The 16,564-nt window shown below is 42.1% G+C and carries 14 protein-coding genes; 5 read left to right on the top strand and 9 right to left on the bottom strand.

Translation table 11 applies throughout. The features are described from left to right. Nucleotide 1 precedes the first annotated feature (1 nt). From ACQEXU_RS05105 to ACQEXU_RS05075, 7 genes are all read right to left on the bottom strand, one after another. Entirely contained in the window at nucleotides 2-271 is a 270-nt protein-coding gene (locus ACQEXU_RS05105; RefSeq protein WP_427009936.1) for a hypothetical protein, read from the bottom strand. 10 nt (nucleotides 272-281) lie between these two features. Continuing rightward, entirely contained in the window at nucleotides 282-1,751 is a 1,470-nt protein-coding gene (locus ACQEXU_RS05100; RefSeq protein WP_427009935.1) for a type II and III secretion system protein family protein, read from the bottom strand. 8 nt (nucleotides 1,752-1,759) lie between these two features. Then, entirely contained in the window at nucleotides 1,760-2,503 is a 744-nt protein-coding gene (gene cpaB / locus ACQEXU_RS05095; RefSeq protein WP_427009934.1) for a Flp pilus assembly protein CpaB, read from the bottom strand. Further along, complete coding sequence (locus ACQEXU_RS05090) at nucleotides 2,500-3,846, bottom strand: AAA family ATPase (protein ID WP_427009933.1); 1,347 nt, start codon at nucleotides 3,844-3,846, stop codon at nucleotides 2,500-2,502. The genes cpaB and ACQEXU_RS05090 overlap by 4 nt, the downstream gene beginning before the upstream one ends. Before the next feature lie 12 nt (nucleotides 3,847-3,858). Then, nucleotides 3,859-4,377, bottom strand: coding sequence for an A24 family peptidase (locus ACQEXU_RS05085; protein WP_427009932.1), 519 nt, complete (start codon nucleotides 4,375-4,377; stop codon nucleotides 3,859-3,861). Between the two features lie 48 nt (nucleotides 4,378-4,425). Further along, entirely contained in the window at nucleotides 4,426-4,581 is a 156-nt protein-coding gene (locus ACQEXU_RS05080; RefSeq protein WP_427009931.1) for a Flp family type IVb pilin, read from the bottom strand. A gap of 74 nt (nucleotides 4,582-4,655) precedes the next feature. Next, nucleotides 4,656-4,826: a Flp family type IVb pilin gene (locus tag ACQEXU_RS05075; RefSeq protein ID WP_427009930.1), complete on the bottom strand. Its 171-nt coding sequence runs from the start codon at nucleotides 4,824-4,826 to the stop codon at nucleotides 4,656-4,658. A gap of 553 nt (nucleotides 4,827-5,379) precedes the next feature. Here ACQEXU_RS05075 and ACQEXU_RS05070 point away from each other — a divergent pair. The 3 genes from ACQEXU_RS05070 to ACQEXU_RS05060 all read left to right on the top strand — a co-directional run bounded on the left by ACQEXU_RS05070 (nucleotide 5,380) and on the right by ACQEXU_RS05060 (nucleotide 8,990). Next, nucleotides 5,380-6,057 (top strand): helix-turn-helix domain-containing protein, encoded by a 678-nt coding sequence (locus ACQEXU_RS05070; RefSeq protein WP_427009929.1) that lies wholly within the window; start codon nucleotides 5,380-5,382, stop codon nucleotides 6,055-6,057. Nucleotides 6,058-6,258: 201 nt separating this feature from the next. Next, a complete protein-coding gene (locus ACQEXU_RS05065; protein ID WP_427009928.1) occupies nucleotides 6,259-7,944 on the top strand; it encodes an AMP-binding protein in 1,686 nt (561 codons plus the stop codon). A 131-nt stretch (nucleotides 7,945-8,075) separates the two neighbouring features. Next, nucleotides 8,076-8,990 carry a LysR substrate-binding domain-containing protein gene (locus tag ACQEXU_RS05060; protein WP_427009927.1) on the top strand — a complete coding sequence of 305 codons (915 nt, stop codon included), beginning with the start codon at nucleotides 8,076-8,078 and terminating at the stop codon, nucleotides 8,988-8,990. 109 nt (nucleotides 8,991-9,099) lie between these two features. Here the strand turns inward: ACQEXU_RS05060 and fusA are convergent, their stop codons facing one another. Then, a complete protein-coding gene (gene fusA, locus ACQEXU_RS05055) occupies nucleotides 9,100-11,181 on the bottom strand; it encodes an elongation factor G (protein ID WP_427009926.1) in 2,082 nt (693 codons plus the stop codon). Nucleotides 11,182-11,498: 317 nt separating this feature from the next. Here fusA and ACQEXU_RS05050 point away from each other — a divergent pair, with 317 nt between their 5' ends. Both ACQEXU_RS05050 and ACQEXU_RS05045 read left to right on the top strand, forming a co-directional pair. Further along, entirely contained in the window at nucleotides 11,499-13,049 is a 1,551-nt protein-coding gene (locus tag ACQEXU_RS05050) for a hypothetical protein (RefSeq protein ID WP_427009925.1), read from the top strand. Between the two features lie 239 nt (nucleotides 13,050-13,288). Next, a complete protein-coding gene (locus ACQEXU_RS05045) occupies nucleotides 13,289-14,875 on the top strand; it encodes a hypothetical protein (protein ID WP_427009924.1) in 1,587 nt (528 codons plus the stop codon). A gap of 51 nt (nucleotides 14,876-14,926) precedes the next feature. Here ACQEXU_RS05045 and ACQEXU_RS05040 read toward each other — a convergent pair whose 3' ends face one another. Further along, a complete protein-coding gene (locus ACQEXU_RS05040) occupies nucleotides 14,927-16,525 on the bottom strand; it encodes a diguanylate cyclase domain-containing protein (RefSeq protein WP_427009923.1) in 1,599 nt (532 codons plus the stop codon). Nucleotides 16,526-16,564 lie beyond the last annotated feature (39 nt).

The raw sequence follows: 16,564 nt of genomic DNA, 5'->3' as shown, positions 1-16,564 counted from the left end.
CTTAAGGACTGCCTGCGAATCCTTCTAAGAATTGACTTTCTGTACCTTTCAAGTCTTCACTTTGTTGGCCCGTGTAGACTTGATAAGCCCCTTCCATTCTTTCACCACTGCCTGATGGAATGATTTCCAAATTCTCTTTGCTCGCATTTGGATTGTATGTTTGCTCTGCACGCAACTTAGCAACATGAGTCCCAAGGCCTTCTTGATTGGCGCACCCAGTGAGTAACAAAACCCCAAATAAAGCACTGTATAGAATGATGATCGTTTTCATGTTCTTTCTCCTATAAGCTGTGCCCGAATGAGCCTTCAGTGCCGCCTTTTGAGTGCTCAATAAATGCGCCCGGCTCTGCTTTAGAAACGGGTTTGCTCATGGAATCATCCGTTATTATTCTCGAGCCTCGACCCAACAAGTAATACTCCACGTCAGTGGGTTCAACATAAGCATCGGTGGGTAACGTTACGCGGCTGCGATCGATCGGACGAGCTAAACGTGGGGTTACCAGTATGACTAATTCAGTCTCACCAGAAACAAACTCTTGGCTGTTAAACAGCTGGCCTAATACCGGAATATCACTGAAGCCGGGCATCTCGCTCACGACGTCACGAACGTTTTCACTTAGTAGCCCAGCAATTCCAATGGTTTGACCGTCTGCTAATTCCAATGTGGAAGAAGCGCTACGGCGTGTAATAGGAGGAATAACATACGTCCCATTGGTGTTACCCGGATTTAATGTCAATGACGTGGTGTTAGCGATTTCACTGACATCAACAGCCAAGTTGAGGTTAATTTTCTTATCACTTAATATGGTCGGAATGAATTTAAGGCCTACACCGTATTCTTTGTATTCAATGGAAATACCATCCCGATCTGGCACAGGAATCGGAAATTCTCCTCCGGCCAAAAACTCCGCTTTAGAGCCACTTAATGCGGTCAAATTAGGCTCTGCCAGTACTTTTGCTGAACCATTTTGTTTCGCGATATCGAGAGCAAATGTGAACAAGGTGTCACTGTCAATGAAGGTGCCTAATAAGCCAGTACCTTCAATTGCAGGCGCATTGAAAATCGGCGCAACAATACCATCGACATCATCAATAATGCCCCCTGCAGATGTTCCTCCCCACGAGAATTTCCCATTGAGCTCAAAGAAGTGAAAGTTCGCATCAAATCGACGAACTAAGCTGCGCTGAACCTCTGCAACGGTGACTTCCAACATCACTTGTTGAGCACCACCGATGGTCATCAGGTTTATCACGCCAGTTTGCTCTACTTGCACACTGAGCGACTCTTTGGTTGCATCTGCCGTTTGCCCTGATGCATAGGTTTCAGCAACGCGAAGCGCTTTGGTCATATTGGCCTGACTACTGACTTGCCCACTGAGGATCAATCGATTTTGCGCGCTATGAACTTGAATAGACTCATCTGGCAAAAACTCATACAGCTTCGCTTTCAAGCTATTAAGATCATGAGTTACCTGAATATTTATCGATTCAATCAACTCGCCTCGACTGTTCCATGCCATCAAGTTTGTCGAGCCTAACTTTTTACCAATCAGAAAAAGTTCGTTGGATTTAAGCATCACAATATCGAGGACTTCCGAATCGCCCAATGAAACCCGTTTTGCTTTGGCTGAAAGGGTCACGTGGGTCGATTTATGGTGTGGCACCGTAACCACTTGCCCAGTTTGAGTCGCTGCATGAACATAAAAAACAGAAAACAGAAACAACGTAATAAGGGTGATTATTCTTGTCATAGCTCACCTCAGTCCTTGACTTTGATGTTAGAAGACTGGGTACCTTTTATAATGGTCACACTAGGTGCCACGTACCGCTTAACCACTTTTTCTTCTTCATATGGATTACGTAACGTAAGCTGAATTTCACCTCGGCTTCTCGCCGTTAATAACCGTTCAGCTTGCTTGGGGGAAACTTCGAGCGTGACCGCTCGAACAATAACTGGCTTGTTCTCTTTTGTTTTTGCCGTTTGATCAACAGCAAGGACCTTAATATCTTTCAAAACAGTGATCGTATTCGCTGACGTATCGCTGTATTTAATCGTGTTTAGAACATCCACACGATTGCCCGGTAACAAAAAGCCCGCGACCCCAATCACATCATTAACTCGTATGGTCACCGCGCGTTTATTTTCAGGGATAAGAGCCGCCAATGTAGAGCCTTCTCCTGGTGTCGATAAACGTGGCAATGTGACTATCTCACCAGCAAATATGGTCGTAGCCACTACTTGTCCCAATAATTCATCAACATTGCTAAACTGCTCTTCACTTCGCCAATCGACTTCAAGCAGCTTGGTGGTTAAGTGCTGCTCTTCAATCACACTTCCTGCGGTAATTTCCTGTACCGCAACCACAACAGGCTCTCGTTCAACCACTTCTACTTCCGTTTGGGGTTGCATTTGCCGATCCATCCATTGTTTGGCAAAAAATACCGCCCCTAAGCCAAAAATAATGGACAATAAGAAGAGTAATATGACTTGGTTTCTGCTCATCGGGCGCCTCCTCCTTTACCATCAGCAGTAAAATAGACTTCCCATGCTCTACTTAAAATGTCTGGCGTGATCATCGGAGGAACTTCTTCAAATGCAATGATGTCACGACTGATCCCAACAATGTCTTTAGGCAAACAAGGATAAAAACCAACATTGTGCTGACGGTGTAAGTCAAATAATTGTTCGAATGTCGAGTGTTCTAGATTTAGTTCACGGCCCTGAGCAAGTTTTTCCCACAGCGCCTTATATTCATGTTCTTTTAATGGATAGAACTGGATCTTGTAACCAAGCCGTCTGAGGAAGGCTGGATCACTGATCTTTTCCGGATCTAAGTTCGTTGAAAAAGCGAGTGTTAAAATAAAGGGAATGGTGATTTGCTGGCCATTAGGGAGAGATAAATGGTCAAAGAAATACTCCATTGGCACTATCCAACGGTTAAGTAACGTCGCGACAGGCATGGGTTGGCGTCCAAGGTCATCAATAATGAAAATACCGTTATTGGCCATCATTTGCAGTGGTGCCATCCAGACGCGGTTATGCTCCGTATGATTCACCTCAAGCATATCCATTGTCAGCTCACCACCAACTTGGATACTAGGTCTTTCACATAAAGCCCAACGGCGGTCAAACTGCTCTTTGTACAGCAGACTTCGTTCATCATCCGTCGCAACTTTTTTATGGTGTTGCGGAGAAAAAACCTTAATAATGTTTCCCGCAGCATAGACTGCATACGGGATATAAACTGAGGTATTAAGAGAATCAAGAATTCGTGTTGCAACGAAGGTTTTCCCTGTCCCTGCGTCGCCATAAAGCAGCAAGGCTCTACCAGAGTTAATCGCTGGCCCTAAGACAGAAATCATGCGCTCAGCACCATACACTTCACTTAAAGCTGAAGTGACATCGTCTTTGGTAACGACTTTTGCTCGCACATCCTGAGCTTTAACCATGGCATCATATTGCTTGAGCGAGACAGGTGCCGGCCCTAAATAAGCATCTTTTGCAAAGGCGATATCTGCTTCTGTCATCCCAGTTTCAGACAAACCATAACGCACATGGCCACTACTTTGGCTATTGAAACCCGATGACTCAGCTTGAAAAACTTCAACAAGGGATTTTTTTCTTAGATTAGCAATAAGATCTTCAATCATATGGCTATTAATCGCCATTAAACGGGTCAGTTCTAAAATGTCTGATTTTGGATAGGCGGCTAATTGCTTAATTAACAAGTTTTCTAACACAACTTTAGGCACCAACAACTCGTCGAATGACGTCGGTACTTTAGGAGCTTCAGCCTGTGGTGTTAACTTGCATCGATGATGGCTTTCCCTCGAAGTAATAGCCATGGTGACTCCTTGTCATCCTAAATAGTTATTCAGAGCCAGTCCGATTACGACAATTGGAGCGAACGGCATTCTAAGTTTAGAAGAAGATCTCGATACTTGCGGAGCTCGAATAGCACTTTTGTTTAGATAGAGGTAAGTTTGATAGCGACCGAGGAGTTGGCGTAATGACTCTGGTTGCATCGCTAGGTGAAGACTCGCATAAAATAAACCGACAACAACGCTTGCAATGGCAATCCAATATAAGCCTGACTGTAGCTGTTCCCACCCAAGGAAACACCCAATCCCAGCGAGTAATTTCACATCACCAGGAGCCATAACCCGAGCAAAATAGAGGACTAGTCCCAATACAAATAACGTGATGCCGCAGCCGAGCGTAATCAGAACAGAATAAAGTTCATGGGTCATAACCCATTGCTGAAACAAGCAGAAAATAATCAACGTAGCGACAAGTAAATTAGGAATGCGATGCTCTCTAGCATCAAACACCGCAATTAAAATTAAGATCAACCATCCGCCATAGGCAAAGCTCATGCACCGTCCCTTTTAGTGAACTATTGAACTTAAAGTCTAGTGCATAAATTAATTAAACAAGGCGCTAACCTCCTGAATTAATGTATCTTGCCAAGCGGAAAAGACACCAGCTAATACCACCACTAGCAACGCCGCACTAATGACATATTCAACAACACTTAAACCTTCTTCATCGCTGAAGAATTGGTGAATTAAAACCATCATTCTGCTAGCCCTAAAATAAAACAATCCCATGCAAGTATAGAACTTTTGCATGGGATTCTTTATTTGAACGTTTATCAACTAGTCGAAAAAACGGTAGCAAGCTCTGCAGAAATAGTCGCTCCCCACTGGCTAAATACAGCAGCTAATGCTGCCACCAGTAGCCCTGCACCGACAACGTACTCAACAACGGTCAACCCTTCTTCGTCCTGCATGAAAGCTTTCACGTTTTTTACTAAATTATCCATCTCTTGGTCTCCTTCCAGATAATGCAATGCAGCGTCATTGCTTAACTATTAATTTAGAGACTTATTAACTTAATTGTTAGGATTTTATTGCCAATATTTGGCACTTTTTTGCCATCAAATTATGGAGTTTTTAATCTAATTAGAATTATTTAATGACAATACTGTTAATTAACTCACATCCAACCTTATAAGAACCCACTTGCACTAATAAATCCTAACAAACTGATTAATAGAGATAAAAGTACAAAATATAATTCACCACGCCTTCGCTCAAATAAATTAAACAAAAGTCTCATTAATGAAACTTGACATATTTATACGGAACAGTACATGTGATTAATATCACGTAAGTGCTTTTCTATCCCTAAACTGAGGTCGAATTAACAACAAAACTAAACCGCAATCGGTATTCGTATTTGCAGTCAAAACTCCATGTTCTAGTCTTTAAGCATTAGCCCTTTTAATCAGAACAATGGAATGTAAAAAAAAAATGAATGTACTGCACAAGGGATATTGGATAGGAAAGTCCATTTCATTTGTCCCAAGAGACATGATGTTTCAAATCGAAAAGTACTTCCACATTGTAGAAAATGGTCATGATGTTTCAGTGTTAAGTGAAGCAGACACTCAGTTTTGTTTTTTCTTTTTTGAGCCGCACACTAACCACCCTCTGCTGATTACTGCGGTCAAGATATGTCAGAACCTAAATAAAAAACTCATTGTTATTCATAAAGGCCAAATTGCTAAAGAAATCCTCGATCTGGAGGTCGTTTATAACCACTTTGATATTGAAAATGGGAAGTATAACGATTGGATAGAAAATATGAGCCGAGACGTTTATTTCCATTTTAAAAACTCAAAAAATATTATTGATATACATAAAGATAAGTCTCTCTTTGAGCAACACTCAATCAATAAAGACATCATTGAAATTTTAAGATATATAGAACAAAACTTAGAAAAAACTATAAGAGAAGAGGATATTGCTGACTATTGCCATTATTCTGTTACTTATTTTTCCAAACTATTTCACAAATCAGTGGGGATGAGTTTTCGAGACTATCTCATTAGTAAAAGAATTTCTTTAGCAAAACAGCTGCTCGTTGAAGATCGAAAAACAAAAATTGCTTTTATTGCCTTTCAATGTGGATACAAAGACGTTTCCTATTTTTCCCGCATATTTAAGAAAAAGACAGGCTTAACACCAGCCATCTATCGCCAATTGCATTAACACCATAAATCTCACATATCATTTCAATATGTTAAGAGCGAATAAACGCGACCAACCTACTCTAAAAGGAGTTCATTATTCGCTCTCTCCTCCACTTCCTTACAAATTATCTTTTAAGTTATTAAGACAACATGCTAGAGTTAACAAGATCTTAACATAACTACTACAAAATAAATTTTGCCAATAACACGGAGTTAGAGAATGATTCAACCTAACGAGTTAAGCAAACCAACCTGTGCTCTCCCACCACCGAATGAAATGATCTTGAAATGGGCCGAGGAACGCCCAAACGAGGTTTATCTTAAGCAAATTATCAACCGACAATTTGTTGAATTTACCTATGCCGAAGTTGCAGACCAAGCTTTACGCCTCGTCACTGTACTACGTAACTTAGGTGTGCAACCGGGCGATCGAGTCGCTTTGATTTCCAAAAACTGTGCAGAGTGGTTTATTTGCGACCTTGCTATGATGTTGGGGGATTATGTCAGTGTCCCCGTTTTCCCAACGGCAGGCGCAGACACGATTGAGTACTGCTTAACACATAGTGAAAGTAAGGTCTTAATTGGCGGAAAGCTTGATGACTCAGCGGCAACAAACCAAGTTCTTGCTAATCTACCCGAACTCATTAGCATCGCCTTGCCTTATGACAGTGCTCCAGAGTGTCAACATCAATATAGCGAGCTCATCAAAGAGGCAGAAGCTAGCATAGAACGTCCGGAGCACTACGATGATAAGTTAATGTCCTTGGTTTATACCTCCGGCACATCTGGGCTACCAAAAGGAGCTATGCTAACTTACGGTGCTTTTAGTTGGTCTGTCGATAAACTGATTCAACATATTGGCATCGAGAAAAATGATCGCTTGTTCTCCTACCTTCCTTTGGCGCACATTACTGAACGCGTTTATATCTTTGGTTCATCCATCATGGGTGGCGTACAAACGGCATTTCCAGAATCGCTTGATACTTTCATTGAAGATGTGAAGATGCAGCGGCCGACACTCTTTATTTCAGTTCCTCGCCTGTGGACCTTATTCCAGCAGCGTATTCAAGATAAATTGCCTCAAAAGAAATTGAATATTCTGCTGAAGATCCCATTCATTAATAATTTGATTAAAAAGAAATTAGCTGATGGTCTTGGATTAAACAAAGCTCGCGTACTCGGTTGTGGTTCAGCTCCAGTTTCTCCAGCTTTGCTCGATTGGTACCACAGTGTTGGCCTTAATATTACCGAAGCTTGGGGAATGACTGAGTCTTTCGCTTACAGCACACTGAATTACCCATTCCGAGCAGACAAGATTGGTAGCGTTGGTAATGCAGGCCCTGGAATAGAACTAAAAATAGCAGATGACGATGAAATCATGGTTCGGAGTAACGGCTTATTCTCGGGCTATTACAAAAACGATATCGCCACTCAAGAATCATTCGATCAAGAGGGTTGGCTTCATACAGGTGATATTGGTGTTATCGATTCTGATGGCTACCTGACTATTCAAGGACGTAAAAAAGACACCTTTAAAACAGCTAAAGGGAAATTTGTTGCTCCAGTGCCTATCGAGAAAAAGCTATTTGAATACAGTCGGGTAGAAATGATGTGCCTTATTGGATTGGGACTACCCGCTCCCATTTTACTGGTCGTCCCTCATGATTTTCCCAATTTTGATCGCAAGCGCTATGAACGAACCACCAACAAAGTCATTGCTCGCATGAACGCTGAACTGGAATCTCATGAGCAGATTAAAGGCGTACTGATGATTAAAGATCCGTGGAGTATTGAAAACGGCATTCTGACACCGACATTAAAAATCAAACGCCACATATTAGAGCAGAAATATCATGATATCGGACACAATTGGCCCAAAGATCAACTAGTCGTCTGGGAAGAGTAAGCGCTAACCGCACCCTTCAGCCTCAATAGAAAAGACGTTAAGCCAAAGAAGAGCCTACTCCCTTCTTTGGCTTTTTCACTTGAAGCGATTAAGATGCATAAAAGCAATAACATCGAGTATAGGAAGTACCCATGGATGCAAGGTTGCATCATCTAAATGGCTTACGTTATTTTGAAGTCGCAGCAAGGCTCAACAGTTATAGTCGTGCGGCAGAAGAACTTTGCCTTAGTCAAGCAGCTATCAGCCAGAAAATTCGCCAACTTGAAGAAGGCCTTGGCTGCAAACTGTTTGTGCGTGAAGGGCGCGAAATGCGCTTAACGGAACAAGGTAAAAACCTGTTCAAACACGTATCACAAGGCTTCAGTCACATCATTACCGGACTTAACCAAATTCAAGATGAACCCATCGATGGGCTACTTTGTGTCAGCTCCACTCCTTCATTTGCTTCTCGTTGGTTACTACCTCGGCTCTGGAAATTTTCGACCCAATATCCAGCGATCCCTATTCGTATCATTACCAGCTGTGACGCCCCTAACCTCAGACAGGGAGCGGCCGATCTCGCAATTTGGCAAGGAGAAGAGTTAGACACTGACAACGAGAAAAAACTGCATAAAGAGTTCTTGTTTGAAGAAAGCATTTACCCATTTTGTTCCCCCCACTTCGCCAACACAATTAACCTAACGCAACCAGAACAGCTACTTAAATCCTGGTTAATACATTATGAATCCGGTGGTTACCCATGGCAGAGTTGGTTTGCAGAAGCCGGCATTATAATGGATAAAGAGAGAGTACAATGGATGGACGTCAGTACCTTTGATCATGCGATGAATGCAGTCATGGCTGGACACGGAGCTTGTCTTGCGTCAGATTCACTTGCCAATGACTATGTTGAGCGAGGCCTACTTGTCAAACCATTCAATATCGGGCTGACACCTGGTATTCAGTTTAACCTGTTCTATGATGAAGAATCACCTCGAAGAAATCGTATTCAAACTTTCGCCAATTGGTTACACCAAGAAATCTCTGAGTCACAATCAGCGCTATAAATACGAATACATTGCAACAAATAATTCGTTTAAAGAAGATCGCCAGAATATAAAAAAGCCCCTGAAGTAAACTTCAGGGGCTTTTAAGCTAGCAAACTAAATCAGAGAATTATTTTTTCTCTTCTTTAGCTTTAGCAATAACTTCTTCAGCTACGTTTGCTGGACATGGTGCGTAGTGAGAGAACTCCATAGAGAACTGACCACGACCAGAAGTCATTGTACGTAGAGAGCCGATGTAACCGAACATTTCTGATAGAGGTACATCACCCTTGATACGTACGCCAGTAGTACCAGCTTGTTGGTCTTTGATCATACCACGACGACGGTTAAGGTCACCGATTACATCACCAACGTGATCTTCTGGAGTGAACACGTCAACTTTCATGATTGGCTCAAGAAGTTGTGGACCAGCTTTAGGCATAGACTGACGGAATGCGCCTTTCGCAGCGATTTCGAACGCGATTGCTGAAGAGTCAACTGCGTGGAAGCCACCGTCGAATAGTTCAACTTCTACGTCTAGAGTTGGGAAGCCAGCTAGAACACCGTTTTCCATCATTGACGCAAAGCCTTTCTCTACTGCAGGCCAGAATTCTTTAGGTACGTTACCACCAACAACTGTTGAAGAGAACGTGAAACCAGAGTTTGCTTCACCTGGCTTGATACGGTAATCGATCTTACCGAACTGACCAGAACCACCAGACTGCTTCTTGTGCGTGTAGCTATCTTCAACTGGTTGAGTGATAGTTTCACGGTAAGCTACCTGTGGAGCACCTACTTCTAGCTCAACGCCGTAAGTACGCTTCAGGATGTCTACTTTGATGTCTAGGTGAAGTTCACCCATACCTTTCAGGATTGTTTCACCTGAATCTTCATCAGTTTCAACCTGGAATGATGGATCTTCTGCAACCATTTTACCGATCGCGATACCCATTTTCTCAGAACCGCCTTTATCTTTAGGCTTAACAGCAATAGAGATAACTGGATCTGGGAAGATCATTGGTTCTAGAGTACATTCGTGCTTAGGATCACATAGAGTATGACCAGTTTGAACGTTCTTCATACCAACAACAGCGATGATGTCACCAGCTTGTGCTGAATCGATCTCGTTACGCTCGTCTGCGTGCATCTCAACCATACGGCCGATACGCTCAGTTTTACCAGTAGCAGAGTTAAGAACAGTATCACCCTTCTTCATCTTACCTGAGTAAACACGGATGAACGTTAGAGCACCGAAGCGGTCATCCATGATCTTGAACGCAAGCGCTTTTAGTGGCTCGTCTGCAGATACAGTTGCAACTTCACCTGTTGGTTCACCAGTCTCTGGATTAGTTAGAGGCTGAGGGTTAACTTCTGTTGGAGATGGTAGGTAATCTACTACCGCGTCAAGAATAAGTTGGATACCTTTGTTCTTGTACGCTGAACCACAGTAAGTTGGGAAGAACGCTAGGTCACGAGTACCTTTACGGATACAACGTTTGATGTCTTCTAGAGAAGGCTCTTCGCCATCCATGTAAGCCATCATTAGGTCGTCGTCTTGCTCAACTGCAGTTTCGATTAGCATTTCACGGTATTCTGCCGCTTTGTCTACCATGTCTGCAGGGATGTCTTGAACTTCGTAGTTCTCTGGCTGACCAGACTCATCCCATACGTAAGCTTTTTGGCTTAGTACGTCAACAACACCTACGAAATCTTCTTCGATACCGATAGGTAGAGTCATTACTAGCGGAGTTGCTGCTAGAACGTTTTGTACTTGGTCTACAACTTTGTAGAAGTCAGCGCCCATACGGTCTAGTTTGTTAACGAAAATCAGACGTGATACGCCAGATTCGTCAGCGTAACGCCAGTTAGTTTCTGACTGAGGTTCAACACCACCAGAACCACAGAATACACCGATACCACCGTCAAGTACTTTTAGAGAACGGTAAACTTCGATTGTGAAGTCAACGTGTCCAGGAGTATCGATGATGTTTAGACGGTGATCGTTCCAGAAACAAGTTGTTGCTGCAGACTGGATAGTAATACCACGCTCAGCTTCCTGCTCCATGAAGTCAGTAGTAGTTGAACCATCGTGAGTATCACCGATCTTGTGGATCTTACCAGTTAGCTTAAGGATACGCTCTGTAGAGGTAGTTTTACCCGCGTCTACGTGAGCAAAAATACCAATGTTTCTGTATTTTGATAAATCAGTCATTGTCTTACTCTGTTAATAAGGTATAAAGTGCGCGCAGAGTATACCACAATCTGTCAAGACTGATACCCTTGCGTGCTGTTGGATAAAAAAAAATTCCTTCCCTCTATATACTACCTACCAATTCGACTTTTCTGCTTTCCTAACCGAGCATTAAATCAAATAAGAGACGATTACACATCTCACATATGAGAAAGTTACATCTTATTGATATTGGTGATTTATTCTTAAGTATTATCCGATTAATCTACCCACCAACAACAACATAGCAACATAAAACGTAAGCTTATTCCCTAAACATAAAATTAAGGAATAACTTAATGTTACGTAAAATATTACCTTTAACCATTATTGCTGCTGCCAGCAACGGAGCTATCGCAAGTGAGCACCATAAAATCTACACTCAAGACTTTAATGGTTATAAGTCTAACTGGCAGTTAATTACTCCTGTTCCTTTTGATTACAACAAACAACATTTAAGTACCTCTGAGAAACTTGCTTATACGCCAAATAATCAAATTCTCTTTGATGTACGCTGGAGTGCTAGTACATTCCGCAATATGTTAGACAATCAATGGGGAAGTTCACTAACAAGCCGTGACATTTTAAAAGCGTTCGGTGCTTCACACAGTACTTGTACAGCAAAGCTCGAAGTTGGCGCAGCTTCAATCTATGGTCCTTATCCCCATAATCAAAAAGTTGCTGAGTTAGATTCTGATCTGGCTGACTGTGGTAATCGCATTAAGATCAAACAAAACTGGTATTCTATTGATAAGCGCGGTAACCCTTCGTCAATTCAAATTCGTACGTTTATTCCGACAACTCCGGGCATTCGATATGACTTTTCGTTGGATTACGCGAAGCGAGTGAATGGGTATGACAAATCTCAAAAAGATTTATACGTATCCATTAACACCGCAACGATTGAAGGTGCCAAAGTTAACAATGCGAGCTTAAGTAGTCAGAATATCGACCTACAGACTATCAAGCTTCCATTAAACACTTCACATCATTATAGCGGCTTTAACAACGCTAAAATGACTTTTGTGGCAAACAACTTTTTTACACCAATTATCATTCGCGCTAACGATAATCCAAACTCGTATGGTCCTATTCTCAATGCACTGAAAGTGAAAGCAAGTAAGAAGCAAGATGTGACAGATGTTCATGTTGAGCTTTGTGAGAATTTGTATGAACCATACAGTCCACAGCTACAACGATGCTTAACTGAAGTTGAAGATGGTGGAGATGTTTTCTCATGTAATGTTGATGAAGCGTTAGAAACCATTGTATACGGTGAGAACGCAACACCTTCAGTTGGAACTCAAATTCCTTACGTACGTGTTACTGATGAAGGCATTCGCACTGAGTTCGACTTTAGCCGCTACCATCCAAAAGGTATGACAGGGCCTGAAAACTCTAACACCTTTTATTCTGTAGGTCGCTCTGGCGTAACAACTGTATTAATGAACTGCCCAATAAAAGGCAAATCTCTCTATGTTCGTGAGTTTACCGGTGGCCCTCAAAACAGAACATTTGCTGACTACCCTGAACAAGGAGAAACCAAAGTTCGAATGATGTGTCTACGAAATGAAGAAGTTGAAATCAAATGGCATGCCATTGCAGATATCGGTGAAGTTGACGAACTGATCAGCAACTACGAAAACAACGAACAGCTTCTACGAACAAACCGTACGCTAAATGTTAAGTTCGGAGATGAATACCAAGGTTGCCGATTAACAGCAATTCGTTTTGCGGACAAAACACATAAAGTCACAATGCAGGATGACCATAAGTTGTCAGAGTCTCAACTGCAATCACATCTATTAAGAAGTGATGGTTTTGAAATTCAAGCACTAAGTATCCATTAACTTCAATGCATAACAAAGGGGGGCTACGCTCCCCTTTTTTTGGCTGTTCTGGTCGTACCTCATGTCCTAAGTCTATGATTTTTACTCCCAAACCATCTCATTGATGAGAATAATAACATTATATTGACTGTGTCAATTTATCATCACAAGAGATGCCATTACCCTTTAGTCCGAACAACAAAAAAGAAACATACAACATCAGTTTGTTTATTAGTTCATACTAAAAAAGGAATGACTTAATGTTACAGAAACTATTACCTGCAACCTTTCTTGGGTTAGCAAGCTGCTGGGCTATCGCGGACGATACCAATCAAACTTTTGAGCAAGATTTTAGTGGTTACCGTCAACACGGTTGGGGACTGATTGCTCCAGTCCCATATCGCTACGATGATAGTGCTTTATCCATTGAAGAAAAATTAGCATACACCCCGAATAACCGCATTCTATTTGATGTTCGCTGGGCTGAACGTACACTTCGCGATCTACTAGAGTGGCAATGGAGTGACACTCTGTCAGTCAAAGAAGTTCGCCAAGCTTTTAATGGACCATATAGTACCTGTAAAGCAAAATTGGAGGTGGGCAAAGCATCTATTTACGGTCCTTACCCATACCACATGAATGTCGCAGAGTTAGATTCTGATCTATACCACTGCGGAAACTACATTAAGATCAAAGACAGCGACAATCCGTACGCTAGTCCTTATGGTCGATGGTATCAACTGGATAAACGTGGTAACCCATCTTCTGTCCGCGTACGAACTTTTATTCCAACCACTCCAGGGGTACGTTATACATTCGATCTTGACTATGCCAAACGCATTTATGGTTACGATCGCACTCAAGACAAACTCATTGTTAACGTAAAATCGGATCAATTAGAGACAATCAAAGTCAATGGTCAGTCTCTACCTGAAGATAATGTGGATGCACATCGTATTGACCTGCCTTTAACTCGTACACAGCAAAACAACGGCTTTAACAAAGCAACAGTTGAGTTCGTTGCTGACCGATTCTTCACACCAATCACGGTTCGTGCGAATGATAAAGCGAACTCATATGGGCCACTACTTAACTCACTAAAAGTACAGCCAAGTGATGATCAAGACCTGACTGATATCCATATCGAACTATGTGAAAGCTTGTATGAACCATACAGCCAGAACCTAAAAGAGTGTCTGATCAATCCAGAACCGGACACAAATGTTTTGTCATGTAATGTTGATGAAGCACTTCAAACTATCGTTTATGGAAAAGAAGAAGCTCCAGAAGGCAGCCGTCATGCCTACGTTCGTATCAACAAAGAAGGTGTTCGTACGGAAGCAGACCAAACACGTTACCGCCCAGAAAACATGACAGGTGCAGAAGACTCTTCAACCTTCTACTCTGTGGGCCGTGCAGGTGCAACAACAGTGAAACTAAACTGTCCAGTTCAAGGTAAATCTCTCTTTGTTCGTGAATTCACTGGTGGTGGTTACAACAGAACATTTGCTGATTACCCAGAGCAAGGTGTCACAAAAGTTCAGCTAAAATGTCTACGTAATGGCGAGATTGAAAGCTCATGGCTAGCGGTCGCTGATATCGGTGAATATGATGAGTTGCTACCAGGTTACGAAAGCAACGAGCAACTACTTCGTACCAACCGTACGCTTAATGTTCAGTTTGGCAAAGAGTACCAAGGCTGTCGCCTAACTGCGATTCGCTTTGCCGATAAAACTCACCGCGTAACAATGCAAGACAAGCACAACTTAAGTGAGTCTCAACTTGAATCTCACCTACTGAGAAGTGATGGTTTTGAAATCCAAGCATTGGGTATCAATACTTTCTAATCACCATAAAAAGAGGGAGCGAAAGCTCCCTCTTTTTATATTGCCCTACTTTCAACCGTTGGCTGCTTTCCTTTTTCTTTTATTGATGTACATTCTTTCATCAGCTTGTTGCACCGTATCGTGATAATTCATGTACTGACTAAACTCAGCGATGCCATAGCTGATACCACAAAACGAGGAAAACTCTTTTTTCAATTTCGTTTCAACACTAATGAGCGCGTGTTCTACATGACCTTGTATCGCCGTAGCGTAAAACAAGCCAAATTCGTCACCTGAAATCCTAAAAAGCATCGCTTCTTTCGGTAACGCCTTAGCTAAGTGGGAAGCAAACGAAACCAAAAGTTTGTCACCTACCTTATGACCATAACAATCATTGCATTGCTTCAATCCGTCCAAATCAATATAGATGAATGACTCTGACTCTGATGCCGTTTGTAACCGTTCTTCCATCGCATATCGATTTGGCAATTGAGTTAAAGGATCACGATGGGCCAATTGCAAATGTAACTCGGAACGCTGCAACGCTTCATGGCGCTCATGTTCAATTCGAGTCATCTGATATGCCACCACACAAGACAACAAAAGCACCTCACAAGCAACCGCAACCAACCCAATATGAGACATATAAATCGTTGTCACACCAGCAATTTGCTCTTGTGAAATCGCTATCATCGCTAGAATAAAAAAGCCGAGATTCGCTAGCAAATACCACCTTGCAACAATGTTCTTTTGCCAACTGAGAACCAAACCACTGCACAAACCAAAGCACAAGAAAATGGCGACCCCCAACCGATTGAACTCATTTTGAAAATTTGGCAAGAAAAACGATACGATAAAAAAAGCGCTAAACAATGCAACAATCGCAAAGCCACTCCACCATAACCAAGGGTGCTGCAAACGAGTAATACCCAGCAATGCAAGAACAAAAACCACATAAGCAATGTTCGATAGCAAGATCGGCCAGCTCGCACCAGTGAACCATGTAGCACCCAGCACATCACTTAAGAATAGTAACGATGTGGCATTGAATAGAAGGTTCCCAAGAATAAACAGAGCGTATGCCAGATCAACACGAGAGCGCCGGGTAATAGATAGCACCAAATAGTAAAAAAATAGACTAGCAAAAATACCTAGCCCTAATAGAGTGATGCTGTTTCCGACCTTAATCTCTTGAATATATTCTGCTTCCGGCATAATAAAAGGCGTTGGCGGGGCAATATTAAACTGTGACTGCTGGAAAGTAAGTAAGGAGTAATCCCCTGGGATAAGATCTACCACTCGACCATGGCGGAGAAAATACGGATTGGCTTCTTGTTCAAGAATTCCTCCCGTAAAAACTTGGATGGACTGCTCACCTCCATCAAACAGAACATGCTGGAAGTGCCCAATCAAAGTTGAATTACGAAAGTCGATGACAAATCGCTGAGGTTGACGAACGGTAAAGCGAAAAAAGCTAACTTGCTTACCTCCGGTGAGAGAAAACTCGTCCTTTGGCTTTAACGAATACAAGTGATGACGTAATGACGAGCCTGCTTGCCACTTACCTCCTTGATACCACTGAACAGACTGGCTCGTTTCAACGGTTGTTTCTGGATGTGCCCAACTAAAAGTGGCACACATCCAAAGCAGCAACATTGCATAAATTTTCACGAATATATCCTTATATACGTAATGTCTTATCAATTATGC

It is taken from the genome of Vibrio sp. TRT 21S02, from assembly GCF_050113675.1.
Lineage (GTDB): Bacteria > Pseudomonadota > Gammaproteobacteria > Enterobacterales > Vibrionaceae > Vibrio.
This window is presented reverse-complemented; position numbering and strand designations above follow the sequence as displayed.